Origin of the sequence: Pseudomonas fluorescens (assembly GCF_041354075.1) — a bacterium.
GTDB lineage: Bacteria > Pseudomonadota > Gammaproteobacteria > Pseudomonadales > Pseudomonadaceae > Aquipseudomonas > Aquipseudomonas fluorescens_CE.
In genome coordinates this window covers 190,020-211,091 of sequence record NZ_JARZGC010000003.1, presented here as the reverse complement: position 1 = coordinate 211,091, position 21,072 = coordinate 190,020, and the positions used below count along the sequence as shown (strand labels likewise).

General features: G+C 62.9%; 15 protein-coding genes and 2 pseudogenes. 8 read left to right on the top strand and 9 right to left on the bottom strand.

Annotation, left to right across the window (positions count from 1 at the left end):
- Positions 1 to 122: 122 nt before the first annotated feature.
- From QIW53_RS05200 to gap, 9 genes and pseudogenes are all read right to left on the bottom strand, one after another.
- The gene (locus tag QIW53_RS05200) at positions 123 to 1,472 is read right to left on the bottom strand and encodes a CoA transferase (RefSeq protein WP_371048585.1); all 1,350 of its coding nucleotides are present in this window, start codon (positions 1,470 to 1,472) and stop codon (positions 123 to 125) included.
- Between the two features lie 170 nt (positions 1,473 to 1,642).
- Positions 1,643 to 2,167: pseudogene (locus QIW53_RS05195) on the bottom strand (methyl-accepting chemotaxis protein); the annotation flags it as partial.
- Positions 2,168 to 2,500: 333 nt separating this feature from the next.
- Positions 2,501 to 3,508, bottom strand: a pseudogene (locus tag QIW53_RS05190) (PDC sensor domain-containing protein); the annotation flags it as partial.
- Between the two features lie 523 nt (positions 3,509 to 4,031).
- The gene (locus tag QIW53_RS05185) at positions 4,032 to 4,421 is read right to left on the bottom strand and encodes a YbaN family protein (protein WP_371048584.1); all 390 of its coding nucleotides are present in this window, start codon (positions 4,419 to 4,421) and stop codon (positions 4,032 to 4,034) included.
- A 160-nt stretch (positions 4,422 to 4,581) separates the two neighbouring features.
- Positions 4,582 to 5,184, bottom strand: coding sequence for a biliverdin-producing heme oxygenase (locus QIW53_RS05180; protein ID WP_371048583.1), 603 nt, complete (start codon positions 5,182 to 5,184; stop codon positions 4,582 to 4,584).
- Between the two features lie 113 nt (positions 5,185 to 5,297).
- Positions 5,298 to 7,889 carry a TonB-dependent receptor gene (locus tag QIW53_RS05175; protein ID WP_371048582.1) on the bottom strand — a complete coding sequence of 864 codons (2,592 nt, stop codon included), beginning with the start codon at positions 7,887 to 7,889 and terminating at the stop codon, positions 5,298 to 5,300.
- Between the two features lie 122 nt (positions 7,890 to 8,011).
- A complete protein-coding gene (locus QIW53_RS05170; protein WP_371048581.1) occupies positions 8,012 to 8,977 on the bottom strand; it encodes a FecR family protein in 966 nt (321 codons plus the stop codon).
- Positions 8,978 to 9,050: 73 nt separating this feature from the next.
- Positions 9,051 to 9,569 carry an RNA polymerase sigma factor gene (locus QIW53_RS05165; RefSeq protein ID WP_371048580.1) on the bottom strand — a complete coding sequence of 173 codons (519 nt, stop codon included), beginning with the start codon at positions 9,567 to 9,569 and terminating at the stop codon, positions 9,051 to 9,053.
- 292 nt (positions 9,570 to 9,861) lie between these two features.
- The gene (gap, locus tag QIW53_RS05160) at positions 9,862 to 10,863 is read right to left on the bottom strand and encodes a type I glyceraldehyde-3-phosphate dehydrogenase (protein ID WP_371048579.1); all 1,002 of its coding nucleotides are present in this window, start codon (positions 10,861 to 10,863) and stop codon (positions 9,862 to 9,864) included.
- A 231-nt stretch (positions 10,864 to 11,094) separates the two neighbouring features.
- Between gap and edd the strand changes: the two genes are divergently transcribed.
- The 8 genes from edd (at position 11,095) to QIW53_RS05120 (ending at position 21,071) form a co-directional block, all read left to right on the top strand.
- Positions 11,095 to 12,921, top strand: coding sequence for a phosphogluconate dehydratase (gene edd / locus QIW53_RS05155; RefSeq protein ID WP_371048578.1), 1,827 nt, complete (start codon positions 11,095 to 11,097; stop codon positions 12,919 to 12,921).
- Positions 12,918 to 13,868 carry a glucokinase gene (locus QIW53_RS05150; protein WP_371048577.1) on the top strand — a complete coding sequence of 317 codons (951 nt, stop codon included), beginning with the start codon at positions 12,918 to 12,920 and terminating at the stop codon, positions 13,866 to 13,868. Before edd ends, QIW53_RS05150 begins: the two co-directional genes overlap by 4 nt.
- A 181-nt stretch (positions 13,869 to 14,049) precedes the next feature.
- A complete protein-coding gene (locus QIW53_RS05145) occupies positions 14,050 to 14,781 on the top strand; it encodes a response regulator (RefSeq protein ID WP_371048576.1) in 732 nt (243 codons plus the stop codon).
- Positions 14,771 to 16,240: an ATP-binding protein gene (locus QIW53_RS05140; protein ID WP_371048575.1), complete on the top strand. Its 1,470-nt coding sequence runs from the start codon at positions 14,771 to 14,773 to the stop codon at positions 16,238 to 16,240. The genes QIW53_RS05145 and QIW53_RS05140 overlap by 11 nt, the downstream gene beginning before the upstream one ends.
- Before the next feature lie 257 nt (positions 16,241 to 16,497).
- Positions 16,498 to 17,757 (top strand): D-mannose isomerase, encoded by a 1,260-nt coding sequence (locus QIW53_RS05135; RefSeq protein ID WP_371048574.1) that lies wholly within the window; start codon positions 16,498 to 16,500, stop codon positions 17,755 to 17,757.
- 118 nt (positions 17,758 to 17,875) lie between these two features.
- Positions 17,876 to 19,168, top strand: coding sequence for an ABC transporter substrate-binding protein (locus QIW53_RS05130; RefSeq protein ID WP_371048573.1), 1,293 nt, complete (start codon positions 17,876 to 17,878; stop codon positions 19,166 to 19,168).
- A gap of 156 nt (positions 19,169 to 19,324) precedes the next feature.
- A complete protein-coding gene (locus QIW53_RS05125) occupies positions 19,325 to 20,233 on the top strand; it encodes a carbohydrate ABC transporter permease (protein ID WP_371048572.1) in 909 nt (302 codons plus the stop codon).
- Positions 20,226 to 21,071 carry a carbohydrate ABC transporter permease gene (locus QIW53_RS05120; RefSeq protein WP_371048571.1) on the top strand — a complete coding sequence of 282 codons (846 nt, stop codon included), beginning with the start codon at positions 20,226 to 20,228 and terminating at the stop codon, positions 21,069 to 21,071. Before QIW53_RS05125 ends, QIW53_RS05120 begins: the two co-directional genes overlap by 8 nt.
- Position 21,072 lies beyond the last annotated feature (1 nt).

Here is a 21,072-nt window from a genome sequence, read left to right as displayed (position 1 = left end):
TGGGGATTCCTGTAGGAGCGAGCATGCTCGCGATGGTCGGAAGAACGCCTCGGGGTATCAGATTCCCAGCGTTATCGTTGACGTCCATCGCGAGCATGCTCGCTCCTACAGGTCAGTTGCGGTCACCACCACTGCGCGCGATGTGCGCCCAGTTCTCCGGCGGGGATGGCCCACTGCAAGGGTGTGCCAGTGATTTTCAGCGGCACCTGCAACCGATGCGCCGGGCCCCACGCGGTCTGTTCCACCACCAGTCCCTGATCGTATCCGTCCTCGGGGCGCAACGGTTGATCGGGGCCTGCGCCGTGCTCGATCAACAACTTGGCGGTGCGCGCCAGGGATAACCGCGCCGTGCCGCCCTGACCGGTGCCCAGGCGCCTGGTCAACAGGGTGATCGCCGCAGCCGCCATCAGGTAGCCGGTTGCATGATCGAGTGCCTGGACCGGCAAGGGCACGGGCTTGTCCGCCTGTTGCCACCGCTGACCGGCCTCGGCGATACCGCTGCTCATCTGCACGAGGCTGTCGAAGCCGCGACGGTTCTGCCACGGGCCGCTCCAGCCGTAGGCGTTCAGGCAGACGTCGATCAGGCCGGGCGCGAGCGCCTCGCGCTCGGCGGGCCCGTAACCCAGGCGCTGCAGGGCATCGGCACGGTAACCATGGAGCAGGATGTCGGTGTCCTTGAGCAGGCTTTCGAACAGCAGGCGATCAGCCTTGTCGTGCAGGTCCAGGCGCGCGCAACGTTTGCCCAGGGTGACTTCAGGGACCACGCCCGGTTCGTTCCAGGTCGGCGGGTCGAGGCGCAAGACGTCGGCGCCGAGCCCCGCGAGGAAACGGCTGGCGACAGGGCCGGCGAGCACGCGGGTCAAGTCCAGCACCTTGAGCCCGGACAACGGTCGCGCCACCGAACCTGGCCAAGGTTGGGTGGGCTGGCGGTTGCCTTCGGTGAATGCGATCAGCGGCTCGCTGTTCACGGCCTGGCCCTGGGGATGGGCCTGCCATTGCGCCCAATTGCGCATTTCGGCAGCGCAGCCACCGGCGGCGACCACCGCGTGCTCCAGTTCGGTCTTGTTCCACCCGGCCACCTGTTTTGCCATCGCGGCGCGATCGGCACAGGCACCGAGCACGCTTTCGGCGGCAGCCCGGTGATGGGGGGCGTTGGTGTGCAGGCGAATCCAGCCGTCCCGGGTCGCATAGTCGCCGGCAACCGGGTCCCACAGCGGCGGAACGCTCCAGCCGGTGGGGCGGATCGAGGTGGCGAACCAGAACGAGGCCAGACGCCGATCGACTTCAACCTGGGGCAGGCGCCCATGTTCCTGACACAACAGCTCGCTGACGGCTTGAGCGGCGGCTGCAATGCTGGCGCTGGCCAGGTCGGTGACGGCAAACGCAGAGGGCAGGGCGCCCTCGGACGTGAACGCAATCGGGGTGCGGGGCAAGCCGAGTGCGGCTTGAATGGACGTGAGTAAACCAGTCATCGAAGGCCCTCCGGTGTGAGGGCCCGATCATAGATCAAAAGAGCTATTGCGCTGGATGAAACCTGTAGGAGCGGGCTTGCCCGCGAAGAGGCCCTGACCTTCAACACCTCTATCGCCTGATCAACCGCTTTCGCGGGCAAGCCCGCTCCCACAGGGATCGTCGGTGTTGCCTACACCCGGAACTGATCCATCAGCTTCATCTGGTGGGTGGTCAGGGCGTTGAGCTGGCTGCTGATCTGCGCCGATTCGGTGGCCTGGCCGGTCAGGGTTTCGGTGACGGTGCGGATCGCCGAGACGTTGCGGTTGACCTCTTCGGCCACGGCGCTCTGTTGTTCGGCGGCGCTGGCGATTTGCAGGTTCATGTCGCTGATCACCGTGACCGCGTCGCTGATCTTGCCCAGCGCTTGCACCGCTTGCTGGATCTGCCCGGCGTTGCTGTGGGCCTGGGTCTGGCTCGAGTGCATGGTGGCGACCACGCCCCGGGTGCCGGTCTGGATGCGTTCGATCACCAGGCGTATTTCCTCCACCGAGTCCTGGGTGCGCTTGGCCAGGTTGCGCACTTCATCGGCCACCACGGCAAAGCCACGACCGCTCTCGCCGGCACGCGCTGCTTCGATGGCCGCATTGAGTGCCAGCAGGTTGGTCTGTTCGGCGATGCTGCGGATGACTTCCAGCACCGAGCCGATCTGCTCGCTGTTGACCGCCAGGGCCTCGACTTCGGTCACCGCCTTGCTGACTTCGTCGGCCAGTTGGTTGATGTCGCGGGTGCTGCGCTCGATGATCGACAGGCCATCGCGGGCGGACTGGTCGGCACCCTTGGCGGCGTTGGCGGCGTTGGAGGCACTGTTGGCGACGTCGTGGGCGGTGGCGCTCATTTCGTTGGACGCGGTGGCCACCTGATCGATTTCACGGAACTGCACCTGCATGCCTTCGCTGGTCTGGCGGGCAATCTCCGAAGACTGGTCGGCGGTGCCCCGGGCGTCGGTGATGCTCTGCTTGATCTGCGCAATGGTCGGCTGCAGTTTGTCGAGGAAACGGTTGAACCAGCCGACCAGTTCACCCAGCTCATCTTTCTTGCTGTAGTGCAGGCGCTGGGTCAGGTCACCGTCGCCGCTGGCGATGGCCTTGAGCATCTGCGCCACGCTGTTGATCGGCCGGGTCACACCCGACGCCGTCAGCCAGATCAACAGCAGGCCGACCAGGCCGGCCACGACGGCCACCAGCACCGCCTGAAGGGTGCCGCTTTGCTGCGCGTCATCGAGTACCGCCTGCAACTTCACCGAGTCGGCCAGCAGCACCTGTTTTGGCAAGCCGATCACCACGGCCCAGGTCTTGGCGTCGGGAATCGGGCTCACCGGGTACACCGCGCGGATCAGGTCACCCTGTTCGAGGGTTTTCGCTGCCCCGGCGCCGAGCAGTTGCAGGATGTCCTTGCCCTCGGCGCCGAGGGTGTCGCCGATGTTTTTACCGACCTTGTTCGCGTCGGCGCCGTACGCGGCGAGCACGCCACTGCCGGAAACGATGAGCATGTGCCCGGCGTTGTCGAACAGTTCACGCTGGGACCCGACCGCGGCCGCTTGAAGGGCATCGAGGGCGATGTCGATACCGACGACACCAATGGCTTTTCCGTCCACCAGCAGCGGCAGGGAAATGGTGGTCATCAGCATTTCCTTGCCGTTGACCGTATCGGCATAGGGGTCCAGCAGGCAGGTGCGCCGGTTGTCGCGAGGGCAGGTGTACCAGCTGTTGTAGGGCGTGCCGTTGATGTTCTGCGTGGTCTTGGTCATGTCGTCTTCGACCATGATCGTGTTGGCGCCTGCGCCGCCGGCACGGCTCCAATACGTGGCGAAACGCCCGATTTCGTTGGATTGTCGAGCGGCGTCATTGACGAACTCGCTGTCCTGGCCATCCAGGCCATTGGGCTCGAACGCCAACCAGATACCCAGCACGCCGGTGTTGCGTTCGAAGGCGGTCTTCAGGCTCTGGTTCAACTCTTCACGCAGGGCGGCGGCGGGCAGCGAACGCTTGGCGGCCATGTGGCGCATGTCCTTGATCTGGTCGGCCAGGGCCGTGACCACCAACAGGCTTTCGCCGAACGTCTTCTGGACCCGAACCGCCTGTTCAGCGGCCTTGGCCTGCAGCAATTCCTGCACGCTGGCGGTGAGCATCCGGCTGCTGGACGCGCTGACCAGTTCGTCGTTCTGATCGGTCTGGTAGAAGTTCATGCCAACGATCAGCGCAACCACCCCCAACAGGCAAAGACCTGAGAGCAGGACGAATTTCAGGCGAATGGACAGGGCGTTGAACATGGGGCGAACTCGCAGGCAATGAAGTGTTGGCAGGGTCTACGCCGACCCTGTTCGCCAAATCCCTTCAGCGCTGATCCCTGCTCATCGGCGTTGGCCGAAATTGCATGATGGTGGCCCCGACGGACGGTCGCGGTTAAACGTTTGCGCGAAAAATACTGCCGAAAATGACAGTAAAAACGGGAAAAAACGCGGTGTGCTTTCGGTGGAAAAAGCAGCGGCGGTGATTGGTCATGACGCCACACGGCGGTGTTCAGCAGGCTTGCGGCAAGGATTCCGGCCGCGACCAGATCCACAGGTTGCCCAGGCCGATGCCGGCGATGGCGAGGTAGATCGGCCAGCCATGGTCGAGCATGACCAGCATCAAACCGGCGCACAGCAGCATGCTCAGGGTGGCGCTGACCTTGGCGCGACGCGCGATGATCTTGCCATTGCGCCAGTTACGCAGGATGGGGCCGAACAACCGATGGTTTTCCAGCCAGGCACTCAGGCGCGGTGAACTTCGGGTGGCGGCCCAGGCGGCCAGCAAGATGAATTCGGTGGTCGGCAGGCCGGGCACGACAATCGCGATCAGGCCGATGGCGAGGCTGGTGTAGGCGAGGGCGCCGTAGAGGAGGCGGGAGATTTTGGAGGGTGTGGGCATTAGTGCTCAGACTCGATACCTGTAGGAGCGAGCATGTCGAGGCGTCGAACCGTCGCGATGGTCTCAATACCGCCATGGGGTGTCAGATGCCCAGCGTTATAGTTGACGACCATCGCGACGGTTCGACGCCTCGACATGCTCGCTCCTACAGGGAGGTGGTTCAGGCAAGTTCGGTGGCGTAAGCCTGTTCCAACAATACGGTGAAGCGGTTGAACGCGTCGATGGCGCCTTTGTCCAGTTCGGCTTCTTCGTTGGCGCTGAGCTCCAGCTCATCCAGGGTCTTGACGAAGGTTTTCCAGCCTTGCGCACGACCGCCGGCCGGTTCGCCGAGGTGGCGGGCGCCGAAGGTTTCGCTCAGGCCAAGGCCCACGGCGCGCTTGATCAGGAATGCCGCGCCCAGTTTCGAGCCTTCGGAGACGAAGAGCCAACCCAGTGCCTCGGCCTTGCTCGGGTTGTTCACCGCACCGGCGACCGGTGCTGGCACTTCGGTGTCGAGGTCCGCCAGGTCGGCCTTGGCCGCCTCGGCGCGGCAACGCGCGGGCAGGTCGCCGACCAGCGCCACCAGTTCCGGGTCGTTGTACAGCGCCACCAGTTCCGACTGGAACAGGTACTGCGCGACCACGAAGCGGGCGAAATTGGCCGGGGTCTCGAAGGGCGCGTGGGCTTTGACCAGGGCGTCGAGTCTGCTATGGGGCTCGTGGGTGATCTGGTTCAAGCGTTGCGAACGCAGGGCAGGGCGTTGAGCGGTATCCGGGGTGGTCATGAGAAATCCTTGAAGAAGAGAGACGCTTGGTAACGAGACGAACAAGAAGACGCCTGAGCGTAAAAAAATCTCACCGCGCGGTTCGATAAAACCGCACGGCGAGGTGTGCAGGATCAGATGTCCCAGACCAGATTGACCGCGAAGTTGCGACCCGGCTGAGTCAGGCGGTCGAGGTTGGCCGGCTGTGTCACCGAGGCTTCGCCGACGTTGTCGTACCCGCGCACGGAATCCCACTGCCAGTATTTTTTGTCGGTCAGGTTGTACAGGCCGGCGTTGAGGGTGAGGTCGTCGGTGACTTTGTAGAAACCGGTCAGGTCGAGCACCCCATAGCCTGGCGTCTTGAACTGGGTGCTGACGCCGTCCGGCGATTTGAAACGGGTGTCATCGACGCGATCCTTGTTCTTGACCAGTGTCCAGCTGAGCAAGGCGCCGTAGTGGTCGGCGTCGTAGCCCAGGCCGAAGACGCCGGTCAGCGGGTTGACGCTGTTGATCGGCTCGCCGGTGTCGTTGTTGCGGCCGTAGAGGTAGCTCACCGAGCCCTGGGTGTAGAGGCCCTGTGGTGCACCGAACGCGTCGAGGTTCAGGCGGCCCTTGAGCTCGGTGCCCTTGATGGTCGCGTGCTTGATGTTGGCACTGCGGAAGGTCAGGTCGGTATAGCCGGGGGTGACGGCGTCTTCCTCGATGAAGTCGCGGTACTTGTTATAGAACACCGCGACCTCGAACGAACCCGATTCGAAGTTGCCACGCAGCCCGGTTTCGATGCCTTTGCTGGTTTCCGGCTCGAGGTCCGGGTTGGGTTGCACGCTGTAGCCGGCGGTGGTGTTGTCGTACCGTCCGTACAACGCCTTGGCGGTCGGGGTGCGGAAGCCTTCGGCGTACTGGCCGAACCAGGTGTACTCATCAGTCAGGGCGTAGGTCAGGCCGAATTTCGGCGAGACGCGGTTCCAGGTTTTTTTCTTGTTGCTGACGGTGCCCCGACCGTCGGCGGCCACGGTGTTGAGGAACTCCTGGGTGATATCGGGCTTGAGCTCGGTGTAGTCATAGCGCACGCCAGGCAGGAAGGTCCATTTGTCCCAGCTGATCTGATCCTGGGCGAACAGGCTGTAGGTGTTGATGGTCGGGTCGGGGAAGTCGCTGGATTTGTTCAGCACATCCGCCGGGCTGATGGCGCCTGCGGCTGTGCAGCGCACGCCCACCGCGAGGCAGGTGCCGCTGCCGCTGCGCGACCCGGTGACTTTCTGTTGTTTGAGGGTGGTGCCGTAGGTCAGCAGATGGTCGGTGTCGGCAATGCTGAAAGCCTTGTCCAGCTGCGCGTCGAACACCCACTGCTTTTCTTCGTAGAGGGTTTCGCGAGTGCGGATCACTCGACGGGTGATGGGGTAGTAATACTCTTCGGTGCTCTGATCGGTCTTGGCGATCTGATAGTTGAGGCTCCACTTGGCGTTGTCGGCCAGCAGGCTGTCGAGGGCGAAGCTGTGCTCCAGGCCGAAACGTTCACGGCTGATGGCGTCGTTACCGGTGCGCCACTGGTACATGCCGCCGGGCAGCACACTGGACGGAATGGTCGGTGCGCCCTGGAAGTACGGGCCGCCGTAGGCGCTTTTCTGATCGGTGTCGCGGTCGTCCTTGTACTTTTCGTAGACCAGGCCCAGGCGCGCATCTTCGTTGTAGTTCCAGCCGGCCTTGGCCAGCACGTTGTAGGTCCGCACGTCTTCCGGGTTGGCGGCGGTGCGGCTCAGGCCGGTGCTGTTGTGACTGCCGTAGGATTCGATTTCATGACCGTCGCGCTGGCTGTAGTGCAGCAGGCCGTCGAACGGGTCGGCACGCCCGGCGACGGTGGCGGACTTGAGCCAGCTGTCGTCGGCCGAGCTGTAGCCGGTTTTCAGGCGAGCGCCGACGTCCTTGCCTGGCTTGATGATGTCATCCGGGTCGAGGGTGAAGTAGCTGACGGCACCGCCGATGGCGTTGCTGCCGTAGAGCACCGAGGCGGGTCCGCGAAGGATTTCCACACGCTTGATGATCTCGGGGTCGACATAGTTGCGCTGGCTCTTGGCGTAAGGTCCGTTGAAGAAACCGTTGGGGATTTCCACGCCGTCGACCTGGGTCAGGATGCGGTTGCCGTCGATGCCACGGATGTTGTAGCCGCTGATGCCGCCACGGGTGCCGGTGCCGCCGACCGAGACGCCGGGCTCATAGCGCACCAGGTCGCGGATGTTGTTGACGTTGTTGCGATCCAGCTCTTCGCGGGTCTGAACCGAGACGGTGCTGGGTACGCTGTTCACGTTCTGCTCGTTACGGGTGGCGCTGATGGTCACCTGTTGCAGATTGAGGGCGCCGGCGCTGGTGCGACGTTCGAGCACGATGTTGTTGTTACCGAGTTTGCGATAGCTCAGGTTGGTCCCCACCAACAGGCGCTCCAGAGCTTTTTCCGGCGGCAGCGAGCCGCGTACGCCGGGCGAAGACACGCCTTGGGCCAGTTCTGCCGAAAAGCCTACCTGCCAGCCGGTGACCGTGGTGAAGGCATTGAGGGCCGAGACCAGCGGTTGCTGTGCGATGGCAAAGCTGTAATCGCCCATGTTGCGGGGCGGTTGCTCGGCGACGGTCGCCGCGAGCAACGGCGCACTGCCAGCCATGAGGATGGCGGCGGTCAGCAGGGAAAGCACGCGGGACGGTGAGGAGGAGGCGCAAGTAAGGCGAGAAGACATCGATAGTGCTCCGTGTCGCACGGGTTGTTATAGGTGCAGATCGGCATCGGTAGATGCGAATCAATTGCATTGGCTATAACGAGACGTACGGGCTTCGGCTATCGAGTAAAAATAATTCTCATTCAGTTCAGGATCACCAGCTTCGGGAATTCCTGAAGCCGCGCCGAGGTGATGTGGGCCAGCGAACGGACCACGTCCAATGGCTGGTCGAGACGATAATTGCCGGTCACGGTGACGTCGGCCAACTGCTCGTTGGTGTTGATGATCCAGCCGGGGTAGTAGCGACGCAGTTCGGCCAGCACCTGATTCAGCGGGCAGTTCTCGAACACCAGTCGGCCCTGGACCCAGGCCAGTTCGGTGGCGGCATCGAGTTTGGCCGGGCGATCGAAGCCGTTGGGGCCGATGCGGATGCTTTCCCCGGCAGACAGGCGGATTCGCGCATCGTTACGGGTCGCGCGCAAGTCGACATCGCCGCGCTGCACCTGCACCTGTGCCACGCCATCGAGGTAGCGCACCGCGAAGGCGGTATCGTGCACGCTGGCCTTGACCGGTCCGGCATCGATTTCCAGCGGCTGGCCGAGATGGGCGGGCACTTCGAAAAACGCTTCGCCCTGATACAGGCGGGCCACGCGCTGGCGATCGTTGAAGGTGCTGGAAAACGCCGAGTTGGTATTGAGCAGGACTTTCGAGCCGTCCTCCAGTTGCACGCGCTGGCGCTCGCCGACCACGGTCAGGTGGTCGGCCTGCAGGCGCATGGGCAGGTTGCTGAAACTGAACAGGCCGAGGATCAGCACGGCCGCCGTGGCCAGGGGTTTCCAGTGCGGGCGCAGGCGTGCGAGCACGGTGACTTTCGCTGGCCGCGCCGCCAGGTGTTGTGCGCACTCCGCCACCTGTGGACCCTCCCAGATCGCCCGGGCCTTGGCGTAGGCTTCGGCATTCAGGTCAGAGGCCTGCAGCCACTCGTTGAACGCCTGGCTTTGTTCCGCGCTCGGACTGTCCATCACGATCAACCAGTCCAGGGCCTGGTCCATCGCGCTTGTCGGGTCCTGCGCCCCAGGGGCAGCAGGCGATTGGTGGATGTCCGTCACGGTGTTTCCTCGCAGTGTCTGAGCACGGCTGTTTTATGTTCTGAAGTGGCCAAGGGTACCAAAGCCGGGGCTCTCAGTCGTTGTTCAACCGTTCGGCGACCCCGACGCAGATGGCCATGATCAGTTTCAGCTCCTTCTGCACGGTGCTCAGCGACACATCGAGCTTCTCGGCAATCTCCAGATAACTGTGCCCATGCAAGCGGCTGAGGATGAAGATCTGCTGTTGCCGGTCGCTGAGTTGACTGAGGCTCACGTTCAAACGCTCCAGCAATTGTTTGGCATGGGCGGCGTCCTCGGCACTGCTGGCCGGCGCGGCGACGCTTTCCACCACGTCCGGCGGTACGTCGTCGAGCATCGTGCGCGACTGGATGCGTCGCGCCCGCAGGTGGTCCAGCGCCAGGTTACGGGCGGTCTGGAAAACGAAGGGTTCCAGGTGATCGATGGCCCGCTCGCTGAGGGCCCGGGTCACGCGCAGGTAGGTTTCCTGCAACAGGTCTTCGGCAGTGCTGTGATTGTTGACCATCCGCTCCAATGTGCGCAGCAGCGAGACCCGCTGGGCGAGGAAGACGTGATTGAAGCGCGATTGACTCACGGGAAGACCTGATCCATTTCGATCAGATGATAATGCTTATCATCTACGCATGTGGTCAAGTGTTGATTGTCGCTCGTCGTGTAATGCTGTCGAAAAATCCGTGGGAGCGGATGAATGCCCGCTTTGCAGCCACCGAAAATCCCTTTGGGAGCGGGCTTGCCCGCGAAAGCGTAGGGTCAGGCGACAACGTTGTCGGCTGGAAAACCGTCTTCGCGAGCAAGCCCGCTCCCACAGTTGGCGGGGCTGAACACAACCTTTGCATCCACCCGAAATGTCCATCCCGGGGCGTGCGTTACTCGGCGTTGCACAACGCCAGGCAGTTATCGAGCATGCGGTTGGAGAAGCCCCATTCGTTGTCGTACCAGGCCAAGACCTTGAGCAGCTTGCCGTTGGCCTTGGTGTGATTGGCGTCGAAAATCGACGACAACGGGTTGTGGTTGAAGTCGCTGGAGACCAGCGGCAGGGTGTTGTACCCGAGGATTTTCGAGTGCTGGCTGGCCTGCTTGAGCAACTCGTTGACCTCCTCTGCGCTAGCTTCCTTTTTCAGTTGCACGGTCAGGTCCACCAGCGACACGTTGATCACCGGCACACGCACTGCCATGCCGGTCAGCTTGCCCGCCAGTTCCGGCAGCACCAGGCCGACCGCTTCGGCGGCGCCGGTCTTGCTCGGGATCATGTTCTGGGTCGCGGAACGGGCGCGGTACGGGTCGGTGTGGTAGACGTCGGTCAGGTTCTGGTCGTTGGTGTAGGCGTGGATCGTGGTCATCAGGCCGCTTTCGATCCCCAGTTCGCGGTGCAGCACCTGGGCCACCGGGGCCAGGCAGTTGGTGGTGCACGACGCGTTGGAAATGACCTGGTGGGACTGGCGCAGGATGTCGTGGTTGACGCCGTAGACCACCGTGGCGTCGGCGCCCTTGGCCGGGGCCGAGATGATGACTTTGCGCGCACCGGCCGTAATATGCGCGGCGGCCTTGGCCCGGTCGGTGAACAGGCCGGTGCATTCGAAGACCACGTCGATTTTTTCCGCAGCCCAGGGCAGATCGGCCGGGTTGCGAATGGCGCTGACCGCAATACGGTCACCGTTGACGGTCAAGCTTTCCTGATCGTGCTGGACCTCGGCGTCGAACGTGCCGTGAACGGTGTCGTACTTGAGCAAGTGAGCATTGATCGCGCTGTCGCCCAGGTCGTTGATGGCCACGATCTGCAAATCCTGGCGGTAGCCCTGGGTATACAGTGCGCGCAGGACGTTGCGGCCGATGCGGCCAAAACCATTGATTGCGATTCGAAGAGTCATTAACAGGGCCGCCGTCGATTTGTTGTTGGAATTACAAGATTATTCGCAAAAAAATAGAAAACAAGCCTTTTTAGTGGCAATATTTTATTCAATCTACAACGAGTGACCTGAATCAACTGGTCCGAATGATCAAGAACACCGTCTGTCATTCCATCGACACCGGTGCTTGGTCAGCTAATGGGTCAGCATAGACAATCGGGTCGCCACATCCGTTAGCCTGGAGTTCTACACATGCATCCCCGCGTCCTTGAGGTCACCGAACGGCTTATCGCTCGCAGTCGTGCCACCCGTGAGGCCTACCTTGCGCTCATTCGCGGTGCCGCCAGCGACGGCCCGATGCGCGGCAAGCTGCAATGCGCCAACTTCGCCCATGGCGTGGCCGGTTGCGGCAGTGAGGACAAGCACAGCCTGCGGATGATGAACGCCGCGAACATCGCAATTGTTTCGTCATATAACGACATGCTCTCGGCGCACCAGCCGTACGAAGTCTTTCCGGAACTGATCAAGAAGGCCCTGCGCGAGATCGGCTCGGTCGGTCAGTTCGCCGGCGGCACACCGGCCATGTGCGATGGCGTGACCCAGGGCGAGCCAGGCATGGAACTCAGCCTGCCGAGCCGCGAAGTGATCGCGTTGTCCACGGCGGTTGCGCTGTCCCACAACATGTTCGACGGCGCGCTGATGCTTGGCATCTGCGACAAGATCGTGCCGGGCCTGATGATGGGCGCGCTGCGCTTCGGTCACCTGCCGATGGTGTTCGTGCCCGGCGGGCCGATGGTCTCGGGGATTTCCAACAAGCAGAAAGCCGATGTGCGCCAGCGTTATGCCGAAGGCAAGGCCACGCGTGAAGAGCTGCTCGAATCGGAAATGAAGTCCTACCACAGCCCCGGCACCTGCACCTTCTACGGCACCGCCAACACCAACCAGTTGCTGATGGAAGTCATGGGCCTGCACTTGCCGGGCGCCTCCTTCGTCAACCCGAACACACCCCTGCGCGACGCCCTGACCCGCGAAGCGGCGCATCAGGTCACGCGCCTGACCCAGCAGAACGGCAGCTTCATGCCCATCGGCGAAATCGTCGACGAGCGTTCGCTGGTCAACTCCATCGTCGCTCTGCACGCCACTGGCGGTTCGACCAACCACACCCTGCACATGCCGGCCATCGCCATGGCGGCGGGCATTCAACTGACCTGGCAGGACATGGCCGACCTCTCCGAAGTCGTGCCGACCCTGAGCCACGTCTACCCGAACGGCAAAGCCGACATCAACCATTTCCAGGCAGCGGGCGGCATGTCGTTCCTGATCCGCGAATTGCTGGACGCCGGGTTGCTCCACGAGAATGTCAACACCGTGTTGGGCCATGGCCTGAGCCGCTACACCCAGGAGCCGTTCCTCGACAACGGCGAACTGGTCTGGCGCGAAGGCGTGACCGAGAGTCTCGACGAAAGCATCCTGCGTCCGGTGGCCCGTGCGTTCTCGGCAGAGGGCGGCCTGCGGGTGATGGAGGGCAACCTCGGTCGTGGGGTGATGAAGGTCTCCGCCGTGGCGCTGGAAAACCAGATCGTCGAAGCCCCGGCCATGGTGTTCCAGGATCAGCAGGACCTGGCCGATGCCTTCAAGGCCGGTCTGCTGGAAAAGGATTTCGTCGCCGTGATGCGCTTCCAGGGCCCGCGCTCCAACGGCATGCCGGAACTGCACAAGATGACGCCGTTCCTTGGCGTCCTGCAGGACCGCGGCTTCAAGGTGGCGCTGGTCACCGACGGGCGCATGTCCGGTGCCTCGGGGAAAATCCCGGCGGCCATTCACGTCAGCCCCGAAGCGTATGTGGGCGGCGCTTTGGCGCGCGTGCAAGAGGGCGATATCATCCGCGTCGATGGCGTCAAAGGCACCCTGGAGCTTAAGGTGGACGCCGAGGAATTTGCAGCGCGCACCCCGGCCAAGGGGCTTCTGGGCAACAACATCGGCACGGGGCGCGAGCTGTTCGGTTTCATGCGCATGGCGTTCAGCTCCGCAGAGCAGGGCGCCAGCGCCTTTACTTCTGCCCTGGAGACGCTTAATTGAAACTGGCTCTGGTCGGTGACATCGGTGGGACCAACGCACGTTTCGCGTTGTGGAAAAACCAGCAACTGGAGTCGGTCGAGGTCCTGCCGACGGCCGATCATGCCAGCCCCGAGGAGGCGATCAGCCTGTACCTCAGCGGGCTGGGCCTGAAGCCGGGGTCGATCGGTTCGGTGTGCCTGTCGGTGGCCGGCCCGGTGAGCGGCGATGAATTCAAGTTCACCAACAATCACTGGCGCCTGAGCCGCAAGGCGTTCTGCCAGGCCCTGCAAGTGGAGCAGTTGCTGCTGGTCAACGACTTCTCGGCGATGGCGCTGGGCATGACCCGCTTGCAGCCCGGCGAATTCCGTGTGGTCTGCGAGGGCACGCCGGAGCCGTTGCGCCCGGCGGTGGTGATCGGTCCGGGCACCGGCCTGGGCGTCGGCACCTTGCTGGATCTGGGGCAGGGTCGTTTTGCCGCGCTGCCGGGGGAGGGCGGTCACGTCGATCTGCCCCTGAGCAGCCCGCGGGAAACTCAGCTGTGGCAACACATCTTCAACGAGATCGGTCATGTCAGTGCGGAAACGGCGCTGAGCGGTGGTGGCTTGCCGCGCGTCTACCGGGCGATCTGCGCGGTGGATGGGCATGAGCCGGTGCTGGATACGCCGGAGTCGATCACGGCCGCTGGCCTGGCAGGCGACCCGGTCGCCCTGGAAGTGCTGGAACAATTCTGCTGCTGGCTGGGCCGCGTGGCGGGCAACAACGTGCTGACCACGGGCGGGCGCGGCGGTGTGTTCATCGTCGGCGGGGTCATTCCACGGTTTGCCGATTTCTTCCTCGAAAGCGGTTTCGCCCGCTGCTTTGCCGACAAGGGCTGCATGAGCGATTACTTCAAGGGCATCCCGGTGTGGCTGGTAACCGCGCCGTATTCCGGGCTGGTGGGCGCGGGTGTGGCGCTCGATCAATCCTGAGTTGAAATGCGATCAACTGTGGGAGCGGGCTTGCTCGCGAATGCGGTGCGTCATTAAACGTTGTGTCGGCTGACACACCGCATTCGCGAGCAAGCCCGCTCCCACATGGATCATGTGGTGTTTGCATCTCCAGCGCTTGAGGCATAATCCGCCCCAATTCAAACCACAAGGACGCCGCGCCGTGAGCTCAGTCAACAAGTCGATATTGTTGGTCGATGACGATCAAGAGATACGCGAGTTGCTGGACACCTACCTGACCCGTGCCGGGTTCCAGGTACGGACCACGCCCGACGGCGCCGGTTTTCGCCAGGCCTTGAACGAGGCGCCGAGTGATCTGGTGATCCTCGATGTGATGCTGCCCGACGAGGACGGCTTCAGCCTCTGCCGCTGGGTACGCCAGCACCCGCGCCAGGCGCAGGTGCCGATCATCATGCTCACCGCCAGCTCCGATGAAGCCGACCGGGTCATCGGTCTGGAGTTGGGCGCCGACGATTACCTGGGCAAACCCTTCAGCCCCCGTGAATTGCAGGCGCGCATCAAGGCCTTGTTGCGTCGCGCGCAGTTCGGCCAGGAACGCTCCGGCGGCGAAGTGCTGGCCTTCGACGACTGGCGACTGGACATGGTCAGTCATCGGCTGTTTCACACCGACGGCGAGGAAGTGATTCTCTCCGGCGCCGATTTCGCCTTGCTGAAACTGTTCCTCGATCATCCCCAGGAAATCCTCGACCGCGACACCATCGGCAATGCCACCCGGGGTCGCGACCTGATGCCGCTGGATCGCATCGTCGACATGGCGGTCAGCCGTTTGCGCCAACGCCTGCGCGATACCGAAAAACCGCCACGGCTGATCCGCACCGTGCGCGGCAGTGGCTACCAGCTGGCGGCCAACGTGGTTGCCGGCAATGGTCACTGAGTTTTTCCGCAAGCTTGCCAGCAAGGTGCCGGTCCCACGCTCGCTGCTCGGACGGATGTTATTGCTGACGCTGCTGGCGGTGCTGTTCGCCCAGGCGTTGTCGAGCGTGATCTGGGTCTCGCAACTGCGCGCCACGCAGCTCGAAGGCCTGGTCACCAGTGCCCGCAGCCTGGCGCATTCGATGACGGCCAGCGTCAGTTACCTGCGCTCGTTGCCGGTGGCCTACCGCCCGCTGGTGCTCGACCAGTTGCGCAGCATGGGTGGCACGCGGTTCGTGGTGACCCTCAACGACAAGCCCCTGGGCATGGAAGTGCTGCCGATCACGCCGCGCAAGCTGGCGGTGATGAAGGCTGTGGATGGCGTGTTGCGCCAATCCCTGGGGCAGGACACGGACATCTCGGTGTCGTTCGTCAGCCCCGAGGATTTGCGCATCTTCAATGGCGGTCTGAAGCTCGACGAGTTGCCGCGCTCCTGGGCGCACTATGCGCTGACCCTGGAGCCGGTGAACCCACCAGTGCTGGTCACGCAGATCCAGATGGCGCCGGGCGAATGGCTCTACATCGCCTCGCTGTTGCCCGAGCCCTACACCAGTTTGGAAGAACAGGGCCTGCCGGCGCAGCAAGTGTGGTTCATTGTCCTCACCAGCGGCTTTCTCCTACTGTTCATCGGCCTGCTGGTGCATTGGCAAAGCCGTCCGCTCAAGCGCCTGGCGCGGGCGGCGCGGGAAATGTCGCTGGGGGCGGACGTCGAGCCGGTGGCGCAGGGCGGCGGCAGTGAGGTGGTGGAAGTCGGCCGTGCGTTCAACGCCATGCGCGAGCGCATCAGCCGTTACCTCACCGAACGCAGCCAATTGTTCAGCGCGATTTCCCACGACCTGCGCACGCCGATCACCCGCTTGCGCCTGCGCGTCGAGCTGCTCGAAGACGAGAAGCTGCAAGCCAAGTTCGGTCGTGATCTGGATGAACTGGAGTTGCTGGTCAAAGGCGCGCTGCAATGCGTGAAAGACACCGACATCCACGAAAACATCGAGCCGGTGGACCTCAATCACGTGCTCGACTGCCTGGTGGAACCCTACCTGGCACCGCACGGCAACGGCCGCGTCACCCAGGATGGTCGGGCGCTGGCGGCGTATCCCGGCAAGCCCCTGGCGCTCAAGCGCTGCATCGGCAACCTGATCGACAACGCCTTGAAGTATGGGCAGAACGCGCATCTGCACATCGACGACGACGAGAACGCCTTTGTCCTGCACGTCGATGACGAAGGGCCTGGCGTGCCGGAGCAACGGCTGGAACAGGTGTTCGAACCGCACTTCCGCCTGGCCGGGCAACAGCAGGGTTATGGCCTGGGCCTGGGCATCGCCCGCAACATTGCCCATAGCCATGGCGGTGAGGTCAGCCTGCAGAATCTGCGTGAGGGTGGGTTGCGAGTGACGTTGCAGTTGCCTCGCAGCGCTGAATAGCAAGACCGAGTCGCCCCTATCGCGAGCAAGCCCGCTCCCACAGGGTCCTGTGTGGATCACAACATCTGTGAGCACCACAAAAACCTGTAGGAGCGGGCTTGGTCTGGGCGGCATTCCGACGATGGCGTCAGCCTAGTCAACACATCCATCAAGCTGAATGTCACCACCCAGTGACATAACCCACCCCCTTCGTTACAAGCCCGCCGGCGCCCGTTGTTTAGACTGCCCTCCAGTCATAACAACAAGAAAGGCCGCCCATGCACACCTCTGCACCTGCTCCCGGCAATTGGCTGGAGACTCCGGCTCATCAACAATGGCTCGCCGCCGAAGGCCTGCGTCTGCTGGGCTTCGCCAAGGCTTCGAAGCTGGCCGACGGTTTTGGCAACCTGGATGAAAAGGGCCGGCTGCCCGTCGGTGCCCAGGCCGAAACCATGAACACCGCGCGCATGACCCACAGCTTTGCCATGGCGCATATCCAGGGCCTGCCGGGGTTTGCCGAACTGGTCGATCACGGCGTGAAATCCCTCAGCGGCCCGTTGCGGGATGCCGCGCACGGCGGCTGGTTCGCCAGCGCTCATCACCTCGATGGCAACACCGGCAAGGCCGCTTACCTGCATGCGTTCGTGGCCCTGGCCGCCAGCTCCGCCGTGGTCGCGCAGCGCCCCGGCGCCCAGGCTTTGCTCGATGACGCCATCAACATCATCGACACGCATTTCTGGAGCGAGGAAGAAGGCGCCATGCGCGAGTCTTTCAGTCGCGACTGGCGTGACGAAGAAGCGTATCGCGGCGCCAACAGCAACATGCACGCCACCGAAGCGTTTCTCGCGTTGGCCGATGTCACCGGCGACACCCGCTGGTTGAATCGCGCGCAACGCATTGTCGAGCGGGTGATTCATGGTCACGCGGCCGCCAACGATTATTTGGTGGTCGAGCATTTCGACCGCGACTGGCAGCCCTTGCGCGACTACAACCGCGACAACCCCGCCGACGGCTTCCGCCCCTACGGCACCACCCCGGGGCACGGCTTCGAATGGGCGCGGCTGGTGCTGCACCTCGAGGCTGCGCGCGGGCAGGCCGGCATGCTGACGCCGGGCTGGCTGGTAGGCGATGCGCAACAACTGTTCGAACATAATTGCCGTCACGGCTGGGGCATCGATGGCCTGCCGGGCATCGTCTACACCCTGGACTGGGGCAACAAGGCGGTGGTGCGTCACCGTCTGCACTGGACCCATTGTGAAGCCAGCGCCGCCGCCAGTGCCTTGTTCAAACGCACGGGCGAGGCGCAGTACGAGACCTGGTACCGACGTTTCTGGGACTTTTGCGAGCAGTATTTCATCGATCGCGAAGACGGCAGCTGGCACCATGAACTCAACCCGCAAAACCGGCCCAGCGCCGATATCTGGGGCGGCAAACCCGATCTGTATCATGCCTGGCAAGCCGTGCTGATTCCGCGCCTGCCGCTGGCGCCGAGCATGGCCAGTGCCCTGGCCGGGTTGTCCCAGAGCATTTCCATGTAACCATGCGGTGACATTCACGCGTCCCTTCGTTACCTGCGAGGGGATCGCGCCTGTTTAAAATCCCATGCAGCGCAAGCACCAGACTTGCAATGCATAACAACAAGAAAGGTACTTCCAGATGAATGCGATTTCTCGCCTCGCTACTGTCATTTCCATCGCCTCCCTGTTTCCCCTCAGTGCCCTTGCCGACGCTTCCAAAGGTTCCGTGGAAGTCGTTCACTGGTGGACGTCCGGTGGCGAAAAGGCAGCGGTCGATGTGCTCAAGGCTCAAGTCGAAAAAGACGGTTTCACCTGGAAGGACGGCGCCGTCGCAGGCGGCGGCGGCTCCACGGCCATGACCGTTCTCAAGAGCCGCGCCGTGGCCGGTAACCCGCCAGGCGTTGCCCAGATCAAGGGCCCGGACATCCAGGAGTGGGGCAGCACCGGCCTGCTCAGCACCGACACCCTGAAGGACGTCGCCAAGGCGGAAAACTGGGACGGCCTGCTGTCGAAGAAAGTCTCCGACACCGTCAAGTACGAAGGCGACTACGTGGCCGTGCCGGTGAACATCCACCGCGTCAACTGGCTGTGGATCAACCCGCAAGTGTTCAAGAAAGCCGGGATCGAAAAAGCCCCGACCACCCTCGAAGAATTCTATGCCGCCGGTGACAAGCTCAAAGCTGCCGGCTTCATCGCGCTCGCCCATGGGGGCCAGCCGTGGCAGGACAGCACCGTGTTCGAAGACGTGGTGCTCTCGGTCATGGGCGCCGACGGTTACAAGAAAGCCCTGGTGGACCTGGACCAGAAAACCCTGGCCGGCGCCGACATGACCAAGGCGTTCACCGAGCTGAAGAAAATCACCACCTACATGGACCCCAACCGTGCCGGTCGTGACTGGAACATCGCTGCCGCCGACGTGATCAACGGCAAGGCCGGCATGCAGATGATGGGCGACTGGGCCAAGAGCGAATGGACGGCGGCCAAGAAAGTCGCCGGCAAGGACTATCAGTGCGTCGCGTTCCCGGGCACCGACAAATCCTTCACCTACAACATCGATTCCCTGGCGGTGTTCAAGCTCAAGGCCGATCGCAAGGGTGACATCGCCGCACAACAGGACCTGGCCAAGGTCGCGTTGGGCACCGACTTCCAGAAAGTCTTCAGCATCAACAAAGGCTCGATCCCGGTCCGCACCGACATGCTGAACGAGATGGACAAGCTGGGCTTCGACTCCTGCGCGCAAACCGCCGCCAAGGACTTCCTGGCAGACGACAAGACCGGCGGCCTGCAACCGAGCATGGCGCACAACATGGCCACTTCCCTGGCCGTACAGGGCGCGATCTTCGACGTGGTCACCAACTTCATGAACGACAAGGACGCCGACCCGGCCAAGGCCAGCGCGCAATTGGCTTCGGCGGTCAAGGCGGCGCAGTAATCCCTGACATACCCCACCCAAATGTGGGAGCGGGCTTGCTCGCGAAAGCGGTTCCAACTTCAACACATGTGTTGACTGACACTCCGCTTTCGCGAGCAAGCCTGCTCCCACACTGGATCGGTGTGGCGATTATTTTCTCTTCTCTGGATTATCCCGATGAGCTCTGTGGCGGTTTTCAGCAAAGCCTCACCGTTCGATGCGTTGCAGCGCTGGTTACCCAAGTTGGTACTGGCGCCGAGCATGGTCATCGTGTTGGTTGGTTTCTACGGTTACATCATCTGGACGTTCATTCTGTCCTTCACCAATTCCAGCTTCATGCCGAGCTACAAGTGGGTCGGCCTGCAGCAATACATGCGTCTGATGGACAACGACCGCTGGTGGGTCGCGAGCAAGAACCTTGCGGTCTTCGGCGGCATGTTCATCGGCATCAGCCTGATCCTCGGCGTGTTCCTCGCGGTGCTGCTGGACCAGCGCATTCGCAAGGAAGGCTTCATTCGCACCGTTTACCTGTACCCGATGGCGCTCTCGATGATCGTCACCGGTACCGCCTGGAAATGGCTGCTCAACCCGGGCCTGGGCCTGGACAAGATGCTGCGTGACTGGGGCTGGGAAGGCTTTCGCCTCGACTGGCTGGTGGATCAGGATCGCGTGGTCTACTGCCTGGTGATCGCGGCCGTGTGGCAAGCCTCGGGCTTCGTCATGGCGATGTTCCTCGCCGGCCTGCGCGGTGTCGACCAGTCGATCATCCGCGCCGCGCAAGTCGACGGGGCGAGCCTGCCGACCATCTACCTGAAGATCGTGTTGCCGAGCCTGCGCCCAGTGTTCTTCAGTGCCTTCATGATCCTCGCGCACATCGCGATCAAGAGTTTCGACCTGGTGGCAGCGATGACGGCGGGCGGCCCGGGCTACTCGTCCGACCTGCCGGCGATGTTCATGTATTCCTTCACCTTCAGCCGTGGCCAGATGGGCATCGGATCGGCCAGCGCCATGCTGATGCTCGGTGCCGTGCTGACCATCCTCGTGCCGTACCTGTATTCCGAGCTGCGAGGCAAACGCCATGACTGATCAACTCGGCAAACCGGCGCTGAGCCTCAGCCGCATCGCCATCTACACCACGCTGCTGCTGGCGGCGGCGGTGTACCTGATCCCGCTGGTGGTGATGCTGCTCACCAGCTTCAAGACCCCGGAAGACATCCGCACCGGCAACCTGTTGAGCTGGCCGGCGGTGATCGACGGCATCGGCTGGATCAAGGCCTGGGACGTGGTCGGCGGCTACTTCTGGAACTCGGTGAAGATCACCGTGCCGGCGGTGCTGATCTCCACCTTCATTGGCGCGATGAACGGCTACGTGCTGTCGATGTGGCGCTTCCGTGGTTCGCAACTGTTCTTCGGTCTGCTGCTGTTCGGTTGCTTTCTGCCGTTCCAGACCGTGCTGCTGCCGGCGTCGTTCACCCTGGGCAAGTTCGGTCTGGCCAACACCACCACGGGCCTGGTGCTGGTGCACGTGGTCTACGGCCTGGCGTTCACCACGCTGTTTTTCCGCAACTACTACGTGAGCGTTCCAGATGCGCTGGTCAAGGCGGCTCGCCTGGACGGCGCGGGCTTCTTCACCATCTTCTGGAAGATCCTGCTGCCGATGTCGATTCCGATCGTCATGGTCTGCCTGATCTGGCAATTCACCCAGATCTGGAACGACTTCCTGTTCGGCGTGGTGTTCGCCAGCGGCGATGCCCAGCCAATTACCGTGGCCCTCAACAACCTGGTCAACACCAGCACAGGGGCCAAGGAATACAACGTTGATATGGCCGCCGCGATGATCGCCGGGCTGCCGACACTGCTGGTCTACATATTCGCTGGCAAGTATTTCCTGCGTGGGCTGACGTCCGGCGCGGTCAAGGGGTAGA